Raw genomic sequence first — 19,034 nt, forward strand, 5'->3', positions numbered from 1 at the left:
TGGATAAAATACTCAAGCGATTATAGGATAAAAAACAATTCAATTTGATTAAATAACACTATAAATCAGCACTTAACTCCCATTTTAGACCAAATAACTCTGTTATCCAGCCCTAAAATGTCCATTTCCAAGCCGTTAATAACATCCTACTTTTTATCATTGGATTTTTGCGAGCAATAAAAAGCGAGCCAATTGGCTCGCGTTTAGTTAACGATTTAAGCGTTCTTAACCTATACAGTTAACTCTTTCGTTAGCGAGTCTGCATAGCCCATTTTCGTTAATGCACTGCGAACAATATCCAATGTCATTGGATCTTCAATTGTCGCAGGTATAGTGTACTCATTGTTATCAGCAATCTTACGCATGGTGGCACGTAAGATTTTACCTGAACGAGTCTTAGGTAACTTTTGCACTGCACTGACTAATCTAAACGAAGCGACAGGGCCTATTTCATGACGTACTAATGCTAGTAGTTCCTTATAAAGTTGTTCATCTGATAGGTTAACGCCATTTTTAAGCACCACTAGTCCCAATGGCACTTGGCCTTTAAGCTTATCTTGCACCCCAATCACAGCAGCTTCTGCAACAGCATCATGCTGACACAAGACTTCTTCAAATCGTCCTGTCGATAATCTATGCCCTGCAACATTAATGATGTCATCAATGCGGCTCATAATATAAAGATAACCCTCTTCATCGATATAGCCCGCATCTCCGGTTAAGTAATATCCATCATACATCGACAAATAACTGTCCACATATCGGGCATCGTTATTCCAAAGCGTGGTGAGATTACCTGGTGGCAACGGCAGTTTAATCACTACATTACCGCTATCATTGGCAGGCACTTGGTCACCCATCGCATCAAGCACCTCAACTTGATAACCAGGTACAGGTCTTGCGGGCGATCCAGCCTTAATCGCAATCGGATCCACGCCCATTAAGTTCGCCGCCACAGGCCAACCTGTTTCAGTTTGCCACCAATGATCGATAACAGGTTTGCTGAGTTTATCTTGAGCCCAATGAAGCGTGTCTGGATCGCAGCGCTCACCCGCTAAAAATACTTGGCCTAAGCAAGATAAATCAACACCTTTTAAAAGCTCCCCATCAGGGTCTTCACGCTTAATCGCGCGAATTGCGGTCGGTGCAGTGAAAAAGCTTTTTACTTGATAGCTTTCAATAATGCGCCAAAATGCGCCAGCATCTGGGGTGCCAACAGGCTTACCTTCATACATTAACGTGGTAGCGCCAGCCATTAACGGCCCATAAACAATGTAAGAGTGACCCACCACCCAGCCCACATCTGATGCCGCCCAAAATACATCACCCGCTTCAATATTATAAATGTGCTTCATCGACCAGGTCATCGCCACCGCGTGGCCGCCATTATCACGTACCACACCTTTTGGTTGCCCAGTGGTGCCCGAGGTATACAGCACATACAGAGGGTGAGTTGATTCAACAGGAACACAATCAACAAATGGGGCATCTGCTATTGAAGCCTGCCAATCAGCATCTCTTACAGCTTGCATCTCTGCACTGTATTGCGGACGATTTAAAATAACACAGTGATTCACAGTATGAGTGGCTTGATTTAACGCTTCATCTAATAGCGGTTTGTATTTCACGACGCCTGAAGGCTCAATACCACATGAAGCAGAGAGAATTAATTTAGGTTTAGCATCGTTAATGCGTGTAGCCAATTCATTTGCAGCAAAGCCACCAAACACCACTGAATGAATAGCGCCAATTCGAGCACACGCTAACATCGCATAGGCAGTTTCTGGCACCATTGGCATATAAATTACGACTCTATCGCCCTTTTCGATGCCAATTGATTGCATGTAACCCGCTAAGCGGCTGACTTGAGAAAGCAATTCTTGATAGCTAATACTGTATTGGTTTTGAGTCACAGGGCTCACGTATTCGATAGCAATTCTATCCCCATGTCCTGCCTCAACGTGCCTGTCAACAGCATTAAAACAAGTGTTCATTTTACCTCCAGCAAACCATTGATAAAATGGCGCCTTAGACTCATCTAACACTTGCTCAAATGGTGTAAACCACGTCACTGCTTTAGCAGCCTCTTGCCAAAAGCCTTGTTTATCAGCTAAAGACTGCTGATGCATCTTCATCCCTAATCCAGCCATCTTTTACTCCCCAGTCATATGCTATATCAGTTAATTTTTAATCACGGTGATTATTTTTATTTCATTATGGCGTGGTTAAAAAATAATCCCCATTAGACCAAGGGATATAACATTTAAGCAGCACGAAGTGTGTTAACTGACACTTAAATCGTTAGCTAAGACATTGAAATTCAAACACTCGTATAATTTTTCATGACCATTAATTTATAAAACTTGGTATACTGCTAAGCCGCCAATACATGCATGTTTTGTAAAACTCCTCCGCATTTGGCAAGCACTATTTACAATAATTCCGACCCAAATTGCTTTTACAAACTGGCAGCAAACTTTACCTTTACGTAAACTTCATATATCTTGCATCAAAAGACGTACTTTTGGTGAAACGATGAGCGCAAATTTAAACCCACAATCTACATATTCAATCAGTGATTTATCAAAAGAATTTGATATCACAACAAGAAGTATTCGTTTCTACGAAGACCAAGGACTAATAAAGCCAAAACGCCGTGGGCAAACTCGTATTTACAGTCTAAAAGACCGTGTACGTTTAAAACTGATTTTACGCGGCAAGCGCTTAGGGTTTTCGTTAGCGGAAACACGTCGTTTGTTTGAACTTTACGATGCAGATAAAAGCAGTACATCGCAGTTGCACACCATGCTTGACTTAGTAGAAGAAAAGAAAGCATCACTGCAACAGCAAATGGATGATATTAAAGTCGTATTGATGGAACTGAATTCAGCCGAGCAGCAATGCCGTGCGGCGCTTGAACAGGACAAATAAACTCAATAAGACTAAGCATACGTGGCCCAAAAAGTATTAAAGAAATACCAATAAAAATAGCCAAACTCATCGACGCTATTGGTACAACAGATTTATATCCAAAAAGGAAAGCATTGAGTCAAAAAGAATTCAAGCTTTCCGATGTTAGCAATAACAGCTAGACCATAAAAATTATAAGCCCAAGAAACAACATAGTTTTACGGCAGCAGTAACCTATATTCAACAGGACACAAGACAATGACATCACTCTACACAAGCCTTAATTTCGGCCTGGGCGAAGACGTGGACATGCTTCGCGACGCCATCAATGACTTTGCAACAAACGAAATTGCTCCAATCGCAGCGCAAGTTGATCAAGACAATGCATTTCCTAATCACATGTGGCCAGTTTTAGGCGAAATGGGATTACTTGGTGTCACTGTGCCTGAAGAATTTGGCGGCGCAAACATGGGCTACCTTGCCCATGTGGTAGCAATGGAAGAAATCTCCCGCGCATCAGCCTCTATCGGCTTAAGTTACGGCGCACATTCAAACTTATGTGTTAACCAAATCAACCGTAACGGTAACGAAGCGCAAAAAGCCAAATACCTACCTAAATTGGTTAGCGGTGAGCACATTGGTGCACTCGCTATGAGTGAGCCTAATGCTGGTTCTGATGTTGTTTCAATGAAGCTTAATGCCCGTAAAGAAGGCGACCGCTACATTTTAAACGGCAACAAAATGTGGATCACTAACGGCCCAGATGCTGACACCCTAGTGATTTACGCTAAAACCGATATCGATAAAGGCCCTCATGGCATTACCGCTTTTATCATCGAAAAAACCTTCAAAGGTTTCAGCACAGCGCAAAAGCTCGACAAATTGGGCATGCGTGGTTCAAACACCTGTGAATTAGTTTTTGAAGACTGTGAAGTCCCTGAAGAAAATATTCTTGGTGGTCTAAACAACGGCGTCAAAGTACTAATGAGCGGTTTAGATTACGAACGAGTCGTACTGTCGGGTGGCCCACTAGGCATCATGAATGCCTGTATGGACATTGTTGTACCCTACATTCACGAACGCGAACAGTTCGGTAAATCAATCGGTGAATTCCAGCTAATTCAAGGCAAAATCGCCGATATGTACACAGGCATGAACGCCGCTAAGTCATACGTGTATAACGTGGCTAAATCATGCGATCGCGGTGAAACCACCCGCAAAGATGCTGCTGGCGCTATCTTATACAGTGCAGAACTTGCCACTAAAATGGCATTAGATGCGATTCAGTTACTGGGTGGTAATGGTTACATTAATGAATATGCCACAGGCCGTTTACTGCGTGATGCCAAGCTTTACGAAATTGGCGCTGGCACCTCAGAAATTCGCCGTATGCTAATTGGCCGAGAACTGTTTAACGAAACGAAATAGTTAGCAAATTGAGCTAACGTTCAAACGACATAACCTAAACCGATAGTTTGCGGTAATAGTGTGTAGTAATCACCACAGCTATCGGTAATTAGCCATTAAAGAAGTGGAAAGTGTTTTGCGAAGTATGGTTGGGAGTTTCCCCCATTGTCTCGACCATGCTATCGCTCCCCTTGATTCAATAAGGATATGCATTGTGACGCAATTGAGCAGCCGTATTAACTCCCGTAGCGATGAATTTAAAGCCAAACATAATGACATGGCTGCCATCGTAGACGATTTGAAACTCAAACTCGCTAAGATTGAACAAGGCGGTGGTCCCGTTGCCCTTGAGCGTCATCTTTCGAGAGGTAAATTGCTCCCTCGTCAGCGCGTCGAAAAACTCCTCGACCCAGGTTCGCCATTTTTAGAGATCTCCCAATTTGCGGCCTACGAAGTTTACGACGAAGCAGTACCTGCAGCAGGCGTAATTGCTGGTATCGGTCGCGTTAGCGGCGTTGAATGTATGATTATCGCTAACGATGCAACCGTTAAAGGCGGTACTTATTATCCGATTACAGTGAAAAAGCATTTACGTGCCCAAGACATCGCCAATCGCTGTCATTTGCCGTGTATCTACTTAGTGGATTCAGGCGGAGCAAACTTACCGCGTCAAGATGAAGTATTCCCTGACCGCGATCATTTCGGGCGTATCTTTTACAATCAAGCACAAATGTCAGCCAAAGGCATTCCGCAAGTGGCCGTTGTAATGGGCTTATGTACCGCTGGCGGCGCATACGTTCCAGCCATGGCAGATGAATCGATTATTGTAAAAGAACAAGGCACCATCTTTTTAGCAGGTCCACCGCTAGTTAAAGCGGCTACTGGTGAAGAGGTCTCCGCTGAAGAGCTTGGCGGCGCTGAAGTGCACACCAAAATTTCAGGCGTTGCTGATCACTTAGCTCAAAACGATGACCACGCACTGGAGCTGGCCCGCAAATCTATTGCCCGCCTTAATCATCAAAAACAAATTGAAGCTCAGTTAAGTCCTGTTAAGCTACCTAAGTTTGATATTAACGAGCTTTACGGCATTGTCGGCACCGATCTTAAAAAGCCATTTGATGTAAAAGAAGTCATTGCCCGCGTCGTTGATGACTCTGACTTTGACGAGTTCAAAGCCAATTACGGTAACACCTTAGTATGTGGTTTTGCCCGCATTCATGGCTACCCTGTCGGCATTGTGGCTAACAATGGCATTTTATTTTCTGAGTCTGCCCAAAAAGGCGCGCACTTTATTGAATTGTGTTGCCAACGCAAAATCCCATTACTGTTCCTGCAAAACATCACAGGTTTTATGGTGGGTAAAAAGTACGAACATGAGGGTATTGCTAAGCACGGCGCAAAAATGGTTACCGCAGTATCTTGTGCCAATGTGCCTAAATTTACCGTCATCATTGGCGGCAGTTATGGCGCAGGTAACTACGGTATGTGTGGCCGTGCATTTGAACCGACCATGATGTGGATGTGGCCAAATGCCCGCATATCAGTGATGGGCGGTGAACAAGCAGCAGGCGTATTAGCCACGGTTCGCCGTGATGGTTTAGCCCGTAAAGGCCAAGAATGGTCTGATGAAGACGAGCAAGCCTTTAGAAAACCGATTGTTGAGCAGTACGATAAAGAAGGTCATCCGTACCATGCCAGCGCCCGTTTATGGGACGACGGCATTATTGACCCTGCGCAGACTCGAGATGTTGTCGGTTTAGCGTTATCGGCGGCGTTAAATGCGCCTATTGAAGATACCAAGTTTGGTGTGTTCCGCATGTAATTGCGGTTATTCATTCAATATCAATAGGAGCATGCAAACATGGCAATAGCCAACCCGTACCAATACATCCAATGCCAGCTTAACCAAGGCGTTGGTGAGTTAATTTTAGACCGCGTTGAAAAACATAATGCCTTTGATGAAGTGATGATTAATGAAATGATCACCGCCATCGAAGCCTTTGCCGAAAACGACCAATGCCAGCAATTAATATTGCGCGCCAACGGTAAAAACTTCAGTGCAGGCGCTGACCTTAACTGGATGCGCAAGCAAGCCAAAATGGACTTTGAGCAAAACCTCAATGACGCCCATGAGCTGGCTAAATTAATGCACGTGCTAGATAAATTTCCTAAGCCGACTATCGCCTTAGTCAATGGCGCAGCCTTTGGCGGCGCACTCGGACTTATTTGCTGCTGCGATATCGCCATTGCCAATGAGCGTGCCAGCTTTTGTTTAAGCGAAGTCAAACTCGGTCTCATCCCAGCCGTCATAAGCCCTTATGTGGTGCGCGCTATGGGTAACCGCCAAGCAAGACGTTACATGCTAACGGCTGAGCGCTTTAGCGCAGAAGTTGCGTTAACTCATCAAGTGATCCATGAGATTAATGACGATTTAGACACTGCAGCTAAACCCTTTATTGATGCTTTCAAGGCCAACAGCCCTCAAGGCATGGCATGGGTTAAAACTTTAGTATCAAGTCTTGAAAATGGCGTGATTGACGATACCACCCTCGCCTATACCAGTGAGCAAATTGCTCGTATTCGTGTATCAGATGAAGGCCAAGAAGGCCTCAATGCATTCTTTGAAAAACGCTCACCCGCTTGGAATGATTTACCTTCCCAAAGCACCAAGCCTGATGCGCAAGGAGCTCAATAATGTTTACTAAATTATTAATTGCTAACCGCGGTGAAATTGCTTGTCGCATTATTAATACCGCTCGCGCGATGGGTGTCCGCACTGTTGCGCTATATTCTGATGCCGACGCCAATGCCCGTCATGTTGCCATGGCCGATGAGTCATTTCATATCGGCGGCAGCGCGCCTGCTGAGTCATACCTTAAAGGCGATTTAATTATCGATATCGCTAAAAGGGCAGGTGCTGAAGCTATTCATCCAGGTTATGGATTTTTATCTGAAAACGCTGACTTTGCCCGCAACTGTGAGCAAAACGGCATTGCCTTTGTAGGACCTGGCAGTGATGCCATTGACTCAATGGGCAGTAAAAGCGCGGCTAAAATCATTATGGGCGCAGCAAATGTGCCGTTAGTGCCTGGTTACCACGGTGATGACCAAAACGATGAAACTTTACTAACCGAAGCTGAAAATGTTGGCTATCCAATGCTGATTAAAGCCGCCTTTGGCGGCGGCGGTAAAGGCATGCGTATCGTTGAAAACCAAGCAGAAGTGCTTGATGCGATAAATTCCGCTCGCCGTGAAGCAGCCTCATCGTTTGGCAATGACAAATTATTAATGGAGCGCTACCTACGTCAGCCTCGTCACGTCGAAGTGCAAGTATTTGCCGACACCTTTGGCAATACCATTTACTTATCAGACCGTGATTGCTCGATTCAACGTCGTCACCAAAAAGTAGTCGAAGAAGCGCCAGCGCCGGGTCTTTCAGATGCACTGCGTCAGCAAATGGGTGAAGCCGCCGTTGCCGCTGCTAAAGCCATTGATTATGTTGGTGCGGGTACAGTTGAGTTCTTATTAGATACCGACGACAGCTTTTACTTCATGGAAATGAACACTCGTCTACAAGTGGAGCATCCAGTGACTGAAATGGTCACGGGCCAAGATTTAGTTAAATGGCAGCTAATGGTTGCCAGTGGCAGCGAGTTACCGCTAAAACAAGATGAAGTCAGTATTCATGGCCACTCGTTTGAAGTGCGTATTTACGCTGAAGACCCACGTAATGAGTTTTTGCCAGCAGCAGGTAAATTAAACTTCTTGCGTGAGCCAGATCAAAACCGCTATGTGCGTATTGATTCGGGTATTCGTGAAAACGATGTCATCAGTAACTTTTACGACCCAATGATTTCAAAATTGATTGTATGGGATGAATCTCGCCCACGTGCACTGCAGCGTTTAACCCACGCATTAAGCTCATACCAAATCAGCGGTCTTAAACATAATATCGAATTTTTAGCTAATATCGCTGAACATAAAGCCTTTGCCGAAGCTGATTTTTGTACCGACTTTATCGAACGCTACTCAAGTAGCTTAATTGGCGATGTCACCAATGAATCAGATAATGCATTAGCTCTTGCGGGGCTTTATCAAGTCCTTGCACGTCAAGAGGCTGCAAAAGTCAACGCCACTAACAGTGACGACCCTTATTCACCTTGGGGACAAGTCAGCGGTTTCAGACTCAATAGCGCAAGCGTTCATCACGTAGCTCTACTCACTGACTCAGTGACTAGTGACAGCAGTTCGGCTAACAATACAGAGCAACCTGCCCTACAAAACCTAGTGATTACTGACTTAGGCGATGCATTGCACCTAGGTCTTAACGGTCAAGCACTCAAACTTGCTGGCTCTATTCAGGATGACGTATTACTGGCTGAAATTAACGGCCATAAAAGCAAAGTCCCTGTAAGCCATGAAGGTGATGACTTTACCCTCTTCTTACCTAGCGGTAGTTACCACTTTAAAGCGGTACTGGCTCAAGTAGCAGAAGATACGGTAGATAGCGCCGATAAACTCAAAGCGCCAATGAATGGCACTGTAGTCACCCACCTTGTGGAAGTTGGCGATAGTGTTACTGAAGGCCAAGGCTTATTAGTCATGGAAGCCATGAAAATGGAATACACCATTGAAGCGCCGTTTGATGGTGTCGTCAGTGAGTTTTATTTCCAAAGCGGCGAGTTAGTCACTGATGGTGCCCAGCTTTTGAATGTTGAAGCACTTAATGTAGAAGCGAAGGAAGATTAAATATGAGCCTTGCTAATTCGCTTCCTACCCATGTCAGCATCTTTGAAGTTGGCGCTCGTGATGGCCTGCAAAACGAAAAGCTTGTCACGACTCAAGATAAGCTTAGCTTAATTGAGCAACTTGCCGATGCGGGCGTCAAGCGCATCGAAGCTGGCAGTTTTGTGTCACCTAAATGGGTGCCGCAAATGGCGGACTCAAAAGATGTGTTTAACGCGATAAATAGTCAAAACAGCATTCGAACAGCAGGCGTTGTTTACTCAGCGCTAACCCCGAATTTAAAAGGGCTGGAACTTGCGCTTGACGCTGGCGCCGATGAAGTTGCCATATTTGGCGCAGCATCTGAAACCTTCAGCCAGCGCAATATAAACTGCTCAATTGAAGAATCAATTGCCCGCTTCGAGCCAGTGATGGCGCTGGCTAAAGCCCGTAATATCCCTGTTCGTGGATACGTATCATGTGTACTAGGCTGCCCATACGAAGGGGACATTGATATCAATGAAGTCGCCCGCGTGTCTGAAATACTTTACAAAATGGGCTGTTACGAGATTTCACTTGGCGACACCATTGGTGTTGGCACACCTATTAAAGCCCGTAAGATGGTTGAAGCAGTGGCTAAATTAGTCCCTGTTGAAAAACTCGCTTTGCATTTTCATGACACTTACGGCCAAGCACTTGCCAATATTGAGGCGTGCTTAAGTACTGGTATTAGCGTGGTTGACTCATCCGTTGCAGGTCTTGGCGGTTGCCCTTATGCCAAAGGTGCATCGGGTAATTTAGCCACAGAAGATCTGGTGTATATGCTTCACGGCATGGGGATAGAAACTGGCATAGACTTAACTAAGCTTGCCAAAGCAGGCAACCAAATTAGCCAAGCATTAGGTCGCCAAAACGGCTCAAAAGTGGCACAAGCGATTAGCGCGGATTAGTTTTTAGCTACAGCAGAGCTATTCGCTCAATTTAACGAGCTAATAGACAAACACAGAATAAGTACACACTTTGCACCTTAGCAAACTGAAAAGGACAAGATGATGGCAGGACTCAATAAAGTCGTTCATAGCTACGAAGAAGCCTTAAATGGATTAACCAATGACATGACAATCATGGTCGGTGGTTTTGGCCTATGCGGTATTCCAGAAGGGTTAATTAACCACATGGTAAAAATGGGCGTATCTGGTTTAACTGCCATTTCAAATAACGCTGGTGTTGACGATTTCGGCTTAGGTTTACTGCTTAAACAGCGTCAAATCGCTACCATGATTGCCTCATATGTGGGCGAAAATGCCACCTTCGAGCAGCAAATGTTATCGGGTGAGCTTAACGTTATCTTGACCCCACAAGGTACATTGGCTGAAAAAATTCGTGCCGGCGGCGCAGGTATCCCTGCCTTTTTCACAGCAACAGGTTACGGCACCCCAATCGCAGACGGTAAAGAAACCCGTGAAATCAAAGGACGTCATTACGTACTTGAAGATTCACTGACGTCTGACTTTGCCCTCGTTCGCGCTTGGAAAGCTGACACTATGGGTAACTTAATCTTCCGTAAAACAGCCGCAAACTTTAACCCTATGATGGCAACCGCGGGCAAAATTACCGTGGTTGAAGCCGAAGAGATTGTCCAGCCGGGCGAGTTAGACCCAAACCATATTCATACCCCCGGTATTTACGTTGACCGTGTAATTCAAGCCAGCTTTGAAAAGCGCATCGAGCAACGCACTGTCAAACCAACCGAAGCGGCAGCAAAATAAGGAGCAAGACATGGCATTATCAAGAGAACAACTTGCTCAACGTGTAGCACAAGAAATGCAAGATGGCTTTTACGTTAACCTCGGCATTGGTATCCCAACGTTAGTGGCTAACTACATTCCACAAGGAATGAGCGTCATGCTGCAATCTGAAAACGGCTTACTGGGTATGGGCGAGTTCCCAACTGAAGACACCATTGATGCCGACCTTATCAACGCTGGTAAGCAAACTGTCACAGCAGTTGATGGCGCATCGTTTTTCTCATCTGCAGAAAGCTTTGCCATGATCCGCGGCGGACATGTAGATTTAACCGTACTGGGTGCATTTGAAGTCGATGTTAACGGCTCAATCGCCTCATGGATGATCCCAGGCAAACTGATTAAAGGCATGGGCGGCGCCATGGACTTAGTGGCTGGCGCTGACAATATCATCGTCACCATGATGCATGCTGATAAAAAAGGTAACTCTAAGCTACTGCCTTTATGCGAGCTGCCATTAACAGGCTACGGCTGTATTAAACGTGTTATGACTGATCTTGCCTTTATGGAAATCAAAGACGGCGCATTCCACTTATTAGAGCGTGCACCAGGGGTGTCGGTGGAAGAGATCCAATCAAAAACAGCGGGTAAGTTGGTCGTGCCAGAGCATGTACCAGAAATGGTGTTTTAAATTGAATGCTTGATTCAATTTAACTTTGAAAAGATCAAAAGCGAGCTTAATTGGAGGCTCGCTTTTTTGTTGGAGTAATTTGAGTTTTTAGTGATGAGAGCACCAAACTTCGTTTGGATTGAGGTTTGAAAGATTAATGTCGTGGTGCTTCGCCCACACCAGACCAAAAGGGAGTGGACGGCAACTCCCTCTTGGAACACCCACCCGCTCCAACGAAGTGTTTTTCCTCTGACTAGCTAAGCCAATTCACTACCGCCTCAGATTCGCCATCCATGGCTCAATCTGAGGCTATGTCGGCGTCCTGCCTCCATCACGTGAATTGACTTAACGTCATCGGACACTTCAATGGAGATTGTTGAATCCGTAGGTTTGTTTTTAATTAGAGATTCAATTTACTTTACCTAAACTTATTTTCTTCACTTATTGCCTTCTAAATAAACTCTTCCGTATACATAATAAATATACATAACCCAACTGATATCAATCACTATAAGAATCGACATTGGTGATAATTTATCAAAGAAACCTAAGATTGCTGAATACAATCCAGTGGAAGCATAAACACATAAGAAAATAAGTTTAAAATCTGCATCATATCTAAACAGTTTTATTTCTTCCTGTGAAAAAAGAACGAGTAAAAATATAATCCCGCATACGGTTCCTACAACATAATGTTCCGAAAAAGTGGAAAAAATACTTCCCTGCATAAACATTATTGGAATTATAGCCGACTGTATAAAAGAATAGGTATCTTGACGCTCACAGCCTTTATAAGGATTTTCCATTTATATAATTCCCTTTCGTCTGGTGTGGGCGAAGCACCACGACTTTAAATATTTGTGACCGATAGGTCATTAGTTACCCATCCAATACCAAATGAACCTGCGGGTTCAATGGTCTCCGTTGAAAGTGCCTAAAAAGCAAACGATATAGAAACAGCAAGGTTCTTAAACTAGACTAACTATCCACATTCTTAAAAATATTACATATTTCAGAGGCACTACCTCCTTCGCCATCGCTACTATCAAATGACAATACAGCTTGAACACCGTCTAGAAGCGCAAGATACTCATGCTCAACCCCCTTAAAAGGTTTAATAAACCTAAATACAGAACAGTTTTCTATAACGTAAATATCTTCAATATAATGCTCAGAATACAATTTTTCTATTAGCTCTTTTTTGTTAACGGATAGATTATCAATTCTAATAACGCCATCCTCATATACTAATAAACTAGTGTAAACGAGATACTGTACGCTAGGCTCCCTTCGAGCTATGACATAGTAATCACTCAGTTAAAATGACTGATTGCCACCACTTTCATCTGAAAACAATACGACCTTATTATCTTCTTTATAATCACTGCTATAAAAAATATAACCGTAAAGCATTAAATCTTTATACATGTATGTCAGAACATTTAAAGCAATAATGATAACTACAAATATGGATAATTTAACTGTCCCTTTTCTTCCATTCCATTTAACTTTATTAGTAGCCATCTTGCTCACTTTGAGGAAAAACTTAATTACACTTTAAAAATAAATGGGATCAGAGTAAACAGTCTTGGGATAAGTGGGGTCTGAGTAGGATAAGTGGAGGCAGAGTAAACTTTCTCTTTCCAACACCAAATTAACCTGCTGGCTCGATGGTCTCCGTTGGAAGTGCCTGAATGCGTTAAGCTAATTTGTGTGATGGAGGCAGGACGCCGACATAGCCTCAGATTGAGCCATGGATGGCGAATCTGAGGCGGTAGCAAATTCGCTTATTTAGCATGAAGATCAACACTTCGTCGGAGCGGCAAGGGATGTCAAGAAGGGAAATGCTGTTGTTTCCCTTTCGTCTGGTGTGGGCGAAGCACCACGACTTTAAATCTTCGTGACCGTAGGTCATTAGCAAGCATCCATGTCATCGTGACATTCGTATATCCAAAATAAGTCGGGTCAGAACAAACTTTCTCTATCCAACATCAAATGAACCTGCTGGCTCGATGGTCTCCGTTGGAAGTGTCTGAGTGCGTTAAGCTAATTTGCGTGATGGAGGCAGGACGCCGACATAGCCTCAGTTGAGCCATGGATGGCGATTCTGAGGCGGTAGCAAATTTGCTTATTTAGCATGAAGATCAACACTTCGTCGGAGCGGCAAGGGATGTCGAGAAGGGAAATGCTGTTGTTTCCCTTTCGTCTGGTGTGGGCGAAGCACCACGACTTTAAATTTTCGTGACCGACAGGTCATCCATGTCATTCGTATATCCATATACGTCAGATGCAATAAGTCGTGAATAAGTCGGGTCAGATCAAACTTTCTCTATCCATTACCAAATTAACCTGCTGGCTCGATGATCTCCGTTGGAAGTGTCTGAATGCGTTAAGCTAATTTGCGTGATGGAGGCAGGACGCCGACATAGCCTCAGATTGAGCCATGGATGGCGAATCTGAGGCGGTAGCAAATTCGCTTATTTAGCGTGAAGATCAACACTTCGTCGGAGCGGCAAGGGATGTCGAGAAGGGAAATGCTGTTGTTTCCCTTTCGTCAGGTGTGGGCGAAGCACCACGACTTTAAATCTTCGTGACCGTAGGTCATAAGCAAACATCCGGCCTATCGTCGCCGACATAGCCTCAGTTGAGCCATGGTCACTCTTTGACATCCATGTCATCGTGACATTCGTATATCCATATACAGAAGATGCGAATCTGAGGCGGTAGCAAATTCGCTTATTTAGCATGAAGATCAACACTTCGTCGGAGCGGCAAGGGATGTCGAGAAGGGAAATGCTGTTGTTTCCCTTTCGTCTGGTGTGGGCGAAGCACCACGACTTTAAATCTTGGTGACCGTAGGTCATTAGCAAGCATCCATGTCATCGTGACATTCGTATATCCTTATACAGCTGATACGAAGTATCACGATATTAAATCATTATGACTGGTAGCTCATTGCCTTAAAACAATCACTAAGCTTCTATTACAAAACTACCTTGCATAATTGCCCAGTGGCCTGGGAATGAGCAAAAAAATCGGTAAGCTGCCGAGCTGTCTAATCCGTCAATACTAAAAGTAATTGACGTAGAACCACCGCCGCCAATTACATCAGTATGCGCTAACACTCTTTCATCGCCCGCTTTTATATAACTGTTATCAGCCCCTGCCGTCATGCCATCATTGGCAATCGCTTGCACATTATCAGCTGTGCTTAATACCCAGTTATGACCCATTGCCGTTTTAGGCAAATTACCAGAATGCTTTAGATTTAACGTCACCTCTTTGCAGCTTGCTGGTACTGATAACGCTTTCTTATCAAATTGCATAGCATCATTAGCAGTGATGGTCAGTTCACACTTACTTTCAGTCGTATTAGCATTGGCATTTAAGCTCATTACTATTAAACCCACAGCTATAGCTATCTTAATAATATTAGTCATGTTATTCCCTTCTGAAATGATTATTAATTGCAGTGTTTCTGCAAAACAAGGGCATACTAAAACAATACCAAACAAATGAGAATGATTATCAATTGTAAATTAATTAAAGGTTTATTAGCTAAAGTCTTTAGTAAAAATAAAGCACCACTTGAAATCTTAATGGTAAATTGATTTTTAATTCTCAAACTTCCTCTATTCCCCTTTAAAGAAGCCTTTCAAAAAGTGTGCTTTAAAGAACTATTATTTAATATTCAATTACAACAAAGCCTGTATGATTGCCCACACTGTTATTGCGAGCTTTCCTCGCAACCTATTCCTTTATTTTTGGTGACTTAAATGACCTTTGATGTCGTATTGCTGTTAGTTGCAGGTTTTTTGGGTGGAGTATTAAACTCATTAGCCGGCGGTGGCAGCTTTATCACCTTCCCAGCACTACTGTTTGTTGGCGTGCCACCTATTATGGCAAATGCGACCAATACGTTTTCTTCTCTCGCAGGATACCTTAGTGGCGCTTTTGCATTTAGACATGAACTAAAAGCACACAAAAAAGAGTTAACTATCATCATAGGCGCCAGTTTACTCGGTGGCAGCTTAGGGGCTTGGTTATTACTCATTGCCCCAGAAGCTTTATTTCAAGAAGCCATTCCTTGGTTATTACTATTTGCCACAGTGCTGTTTATTTTTGGTTCTAAAATTAACAAATGGGTCAGCAGCTTGTCAGGCAAGCATAAATACGCCTCACAATTTGGCGCTGTGCTATTGTTTTTAGTGCTGCTATTGGTTTGTACCTATGGTGGTTTTTTTAATGCCGGCTTAGGGATTATCGGGCTGAGTTATCTTGCTTTAGCAGGCCACACAAATATTAATGCGATGAATGGCCTTAAATTAGTGATTTCCTCTTCAGTGTCACTCATTGCCATCATTTTGTTTATTTATAATGATGCCATCGCATGGTTCGAAGGTTTTGTTGTTTTAGTTGGCACTCTAATTGGCGGTTATATGTCTGCACATATATCTAAGCAAATATCAGCAAAACACATGAGAACGTTTGTGATTGCAATTAGCTGCGCTATTACCGGCTACTTCTTTATCTCCACATATCTTTAAAAATTAGAAGCATATAGTTAGCCACTCAAATTCTGGTTTCTTTATTAACAACAAATCGGTGATGATTGCGGATATAAGTCTATGGTTTCTAGCAAGTCACCGTTTTGTTACCGTAGTAACAGACTGGGGTTTAAGCAAAGTAAAACTCTCTTATAACCTTCAGTCAAAAGTGCTATACCGAAGGGACTTAAACTAAAATAAACTGAAATAACTCTTTAACAAGAAACAACTCTCAATGAAAACCCAGACAGAAATAGTAAACGGAATTTACGATACTGAAAAAATGTACCTCGCGATTGGTAATGATTCAGTAGAGAAGCATTTTAAACCTTATCGCAAATACATTAGCCGTTATAACATCGAAAAAGAGTCATTAGTGAGGCTCAAGAAGATTAATGGTATACCGAATTTACTGAGTTGTGATGACGCTAAAAAGACGCTGATGATGTCAAAGATTTCAGGTAAAACCCCTGCTCATTTAAACCGTGATAACTTAAAAGATTTGATTGTCATAGTGAACAAAATGCTCGATGCAGGTGTTGCCCGTCACGCATTACCTATACGAGATATCATTGTTGATAATAAGAATAAATTAGGCTTAGTCGACTTTGAACGTTCTACTTTACGTGGTTCATTTATCCGACTCGATTGGTTTGTCGCTAAAAAAGTCACTCATTATCATTTGTACCGCTTAATCGCACAGTTTCAGCCTGATTTACTCTCTAGCAAACAAGCCTTAAAGCTTAATTTTGTCACTAAAGTCAGACAAGCATTTAAGCGATAACGGGGTAACACTGCTAAAAAAAGCTATACCAAAAAGAAACTATTAGAATAATTACAATACCTTACAACTTTCTCAGACCTATAGAGATACAAATCACCAGTTAGTCTTATTGTGGTTAATTATTAATCATAATATAAATTCAATTAGCCCCTGAAAAGCAAATAGCTAAGGTAGCCACTTTAGCTTTTTGTGAGTACCAAAGAAAAGTGATGATATCCGAAACCATAAACTCACTATGGTAAAGCTTGCCGATTTACCTATTTTTTGACCTTAAAAATGGTCACCTAATGAAACAATAGGTGGTTCGACAATTTCTAAGGAGAGAAAAATGTCCAATAAACTAATAGCCCTACTCATCTCAAGTTTACTGTTGGGTTGCGGTAGTAGCGATGACTCTGAAACTCCAAGACCTGAACCTGAAATACCCCAGCCTGAAGAAGAAACGCCAGCTCCTACGCTGATTGAGGGGATTATTATCGATAGTGCAGTCATTGGTATTGGTTACCGAACAGAGACTCAAACTGGCGTGACCGACGATGAAGGCAGATACAAGTATATTGAAGGAGAAAGCGTCACTTTCTTTATTGGCGACCTTACCTTCCCAGCAACACCTGCATCAGGAGTGGTTACCCCTTTCAATATTGCTGAATCTGAAAATATCGATGATGATCAGGTAGTAAATATTGCCAGGTTATTACAAACACTCGATCAAGATGGTGATACATCTAATGGTATTACTATCTCAGATACCGCCACCGCAACAGCTGAACCAGTAGATTTTAACTTAGCTTCTGAAGCTTTTGCTGAAGACTCTGCAGTCAAAGCAACCATTGAAAATGGCGGCCAAGATACAGCGGTAACCAGCTTAGTTGACACCACCGATGCTGTAGAACATTTATCAGAGCAAATGGCATTAAACAACGTTCAAGTTGGTATTGTTGGCACCTGGAATTATGCAGAAGATGAAAATGACTTACTGACTTTAGTCTTTTTCAATGACGGTACCTATGCTCATTTCGAAGTTGACTCTGATGATAGTGAAGAAGAATCAGGAATGGAATGGGGAACATATATCCGTAATAGTGAAACCAACCGCGTCACTGCCAGCCAAATATTTGATGGCAACGGCGATACAGGTTTGACTGACTTTACTGACACAGTTGGTGCGCCTTTATTATTTGCCGAAGTTATTGAAGAACAATTAGTTCTTTCTATTGATGAAGATGCCAATGACACAATTGATGACAGCTTAACCTTTGATAAACAAGCTAATGATAATCTTGTCGGAACCTGGTTAATTAAAGCAATTGACGACCAATTAGTTGATGAAAATGATTTGCTAATGTTGTTATTTAACGCCGATGGTACATACATTCATGCCGAAGTTGACCAAGATGATGCAACTGAAGATTCAGGTATGGAATGGGGAACTTACAGTGTCGATGCAGAATCAAATCAAGTCACTGTTAGCCAAACATTTGATAGTAATGGCGATACAGGCTTATCTGGTTTTACTGGTGAAGGTGGCCCAACATTTACAATGTCTGCGCAAGGCAATACTTTGCTCTTACGTATTGATGAAGATGGCGATGGAAACCTCGATACGCAAATGTCTTTCCAACGAAATTAAACACAGCAAACTAACAATATAGATAAGATATAGGTATAAACCTGATTCAGCTCGCTTTTAACTTGTTAATCGCGAGCTGAATTTATTTTCAAGATAGCTAACTTATATTCCATTAACTGCAACACAATGTCAGCCAATGATATTTAACACTCATTAAAAATGGTATCTAACGCCACCAATAGCTTCTAGTTTTACTTTCACATCATCAAGTAAATACAGTGTTGGCTGGGCTTCGATGAAAAAAGTAAAGCGCTCTACTTTAGTGTGTGCACCAAATACTGCTCTACCTGCAAGCTGAATATCATCTTTATTACCATCAGCAATCTTACCGCCAATACCCCAATAAAAATGAGGGTGGCCTTTAAAGTTAAAGGTTTTATCAAGAGTAAATGACAAGTCATCGAAACCAACACCAAATTTGTAGTTATCCATTTTGACATTAATACCAGAATCGCTACCCACCATTAAGCCGACTTCAGGCGCTGCTTTCGCTTTGGGTGTGAGGGTTAAGGTTATTAAGAAAATGATTGAGATAAACAGTGTTGCAGACTTCATATTGAACCTTGCTGTATTTTAAAAAAGCGCCATCCTAACGAGTTTAAATACCAGAGTAAAT

The 19,034-nt window shown here is 42.7% G+C and carries 16 protein-coding genes; 11 read left to right on the forward strand and 5 right to left on the reverse strand.

Annotated elements, in window-relative coordinates:
• Nucleotides 1-230: 230 nt before the first annotated feature.
• Nucleotides 231-2,150 (reverse strand): propionyl-CoA synthetase, encoded by a 1,920-nt coding sequence (locus AC0L4E_RS12610; protein WP_473679460.1) that lies wholly within the window; start codon nt 2,148-2,150, stop codon nt 231-233.
• A gap of 385 nt (nt 2,151-2,535) precedes the next feature.
• On the opposite strand from AC0L4E_RS12610, the gene AC0L4E_RS12615 reads away from it, so the two are divergent.
• The 8 genes from AC0L4E_RS12615 to AC0L4E_RS12650 all read left to right on the forward strand — a co-directional run bounded on the left by AC0L4E_RS12615 (nt 2,536) and on the right by AC0L4E_RS12650 (nt 11,478).
• On the forward strand, nt 2,536-2,931 hold the full coding sequence (locus AC0L4E_RS12615) for a MerR family transcriptional regulator (protein ID WP_220755178.1): 396 nt from the start codon (nt 2,536-2,538) through the stop codon (nt 2,929-2,931).
• A gap of 237 nt (nt 2,932-3,168) precedes the next feature.
• On the forward strand, nt 3,169-4,338 hold the full coding sequence (locus AC0L4E_RS12620; protein ID WP_220755177.1) for an isovaleryl-CoA dehydrogenase: 1,170 nt from the start codon (nt 3,169-3,171) through the stop codon (nt 4,336-4,338).
• A 193-nt stretch (nt 4,339-4,531) separates the two neighbouring features.
• Nucleotides 4,532-6,139: a carboxyl transferase domain-containing protein gene (locus tag AC0L4E_RS12625; RefSeq protein ID WP_473679461.1), complete on the forward strand. Its 1,608-nt coding sequence runs from the start codon at nt 4,532-4,534 to the stop codon at nt 6,137-6,139.
• Between the two features lie 39 nt (nt 6,140-6,178).
• Entirely contained in the window at nt 6,179-7,012 is an 834-nt protein-coding gene (locus AC0L4E_RS12630; RefSeq protein ID WP_473679462.1) for an enoyl-CoA hydratase-related protein, read from the forward strand.
• On the forward strand, nt 7,012-9,066 hold the full coding sequence (locus AC0L4E_RS12635) for an acetyl/propionyl/methylcrotonyl-CoA carboxylase subunit alpha (protein ID WP_473679463.1): 2,055 nt from the start codon (nt 7,012-7,014) through the stop codon (nt 9,064-9,066). Before AC0L4E_RS12630 ends, AC0L4E_RS12635 begins: the two co-directional genes overlap by 1 nt.
• Before the next feature lie 2 nt (nt 9,067-9,068).
• Entirely contained in the window at nt 9,069-9,992 is a 924-nt protein-coding gene (locus tag AC0L4E_RS12640) for a hydroxymethylglutaryl-CoA lyase (protein ID WP_473679464.1), read from the forward strand.
• Nucleotides 9,993-10,094: 102 nt separating this feature from the next.
• Nucleotides 10,095-10,811: a CoA transferase subunit A gene (locus AC0L4E_RS12645; protein WP_299573555.1), complete on the forward strand. Its 717-nt coding sequence runs from the start codon at nt 10,095-10,097 to the stop codon at nt 10,809-10,811.
• Nucleotides 10,812-10,821: 10 nt separating this feature from the next.
• Nucleotides 10,822-11,478 (forward strand): 3-oxoacid CoA-transferase subunit B, encoded by a 657-nt coding sequence (locus AC0L4E_RS12650; protein ID WP_473679465.1) that lies wholly within the window; start codon nt 10,822-10,824, stop codon nt 11,476-11,478.
• 416 nt (nt 11,479-11,894) lie between these two features.
• Here AC0L4E_RS12650 and AC0L4E_RS12655 read toward each other — a convergent pair whose 3' ends face one another.
• The 3 genes from AC0L4E_RS12655 to azu all read right to left on the reverse strand — a co-directional run bounded on the left by AC0L4E_RS12655 (nt 11,895) and on the right by azu (nt 14,897).
• On the reverse strand, nt 11,895-12,263 hold the full coding sequence (locus AC0L4E_RS12655) for a hypothetical protein (protein WP_473679466.1): 369 nt from the start codon (nt 12,261-12,263) through the stop codon (nt 11,895-11,897).
• A gap of 511 nt (nt 12,264-12,774) precedes the next feature.
• A complete protein-coding gene (locus tag AC0L4E_RS12660; RefSeq protein ID WP_473679467.1) occupies nt 12,775-12,981 on the reverse strand; it encodes a hypothetical protein in 207 nt (68 codons plus the stop codon).
• Between the two features lie 1,448 nt (nt 12,982-14,429).
• Nucleotides 14,430-14,897: an azurin gene (azu, locus tag AC0L4E_RS12665; RefSeq protein ID WP_473679468.1), complete on the reverse strand. Its 468-nt coding sequence runs from the start codon at nt 14,895-14,897 to the stop codon at nt 14,430-14,432.
• Between the two features lie 336 nt (nt 14,898-15,233).
• On the opposite strand from azu, the gene AC0L4E_RS12670 reads away from it, so the two are divergent.
• The 3 genes from AC0L4E_RS12670 (at nt 15,234) to AC0L4E_RS12680 (ending at nt 18,418) form a co-directional block, all read left to right on the forward strand.
• Complete coding sequence (locus AC0L4E_RS12670) at nt 15,234-16,004, forward strand: sulfite exporter TauE/SafE family protein (protein WP_299573569.1); 771 nt, start codon at nt 15,234-15,236, stop codon at nt 16,002-16,004.
• 235 nt (nt 16,005-16,239) lie between these two features.
• Nucleotides 16,240-16,788 (forward strand): hypothetical protein, encoded by a 549-nt coding sequence (locus tag AC0L4E_RS12675; protein WP_473679469.1) that lies wholly within the window; start codon nt 16,240-16,242, stop codon nt 16,786-16,788.
• A gap of 328 nt (nt 16,789-17,116) precedes the next feature.
• Nucleotides 17,117-18,418, forward strand: coding sequence for a hypothetical protein (locus AC0L4E_RS12680; RefSeq protein WP_473679470.1), 1,302 nt, complete (start codon nt 17,117-17,119; stop codon nt 18,416-18,418).
• Between the two features lie 153 nt (nt 18,419-18,571).
• Here AC0L4E_RS12680 and AC0L4E_RS12685 read toward each other — a convergent pair whose 3' ends face one another.
• Nucleotides 18,572-18,973 carry a hypothetical protein gene (locus AC0L4E_RS12685; RefSeq protein WP_473679471.1) on the reverse strand — a complete coding sequence of 134 codons (402 nt, stop codon included), beginning with the start codon at nt 18,971-18,973 and terminating at the stop codon, nt 18,572-18,574.
• Nucleotides 18,974-19,034 lie beyond the last annotated feature (61 nt).

The organism is Shewanella sp. GJ50-10, assembly GCF_055808815.1.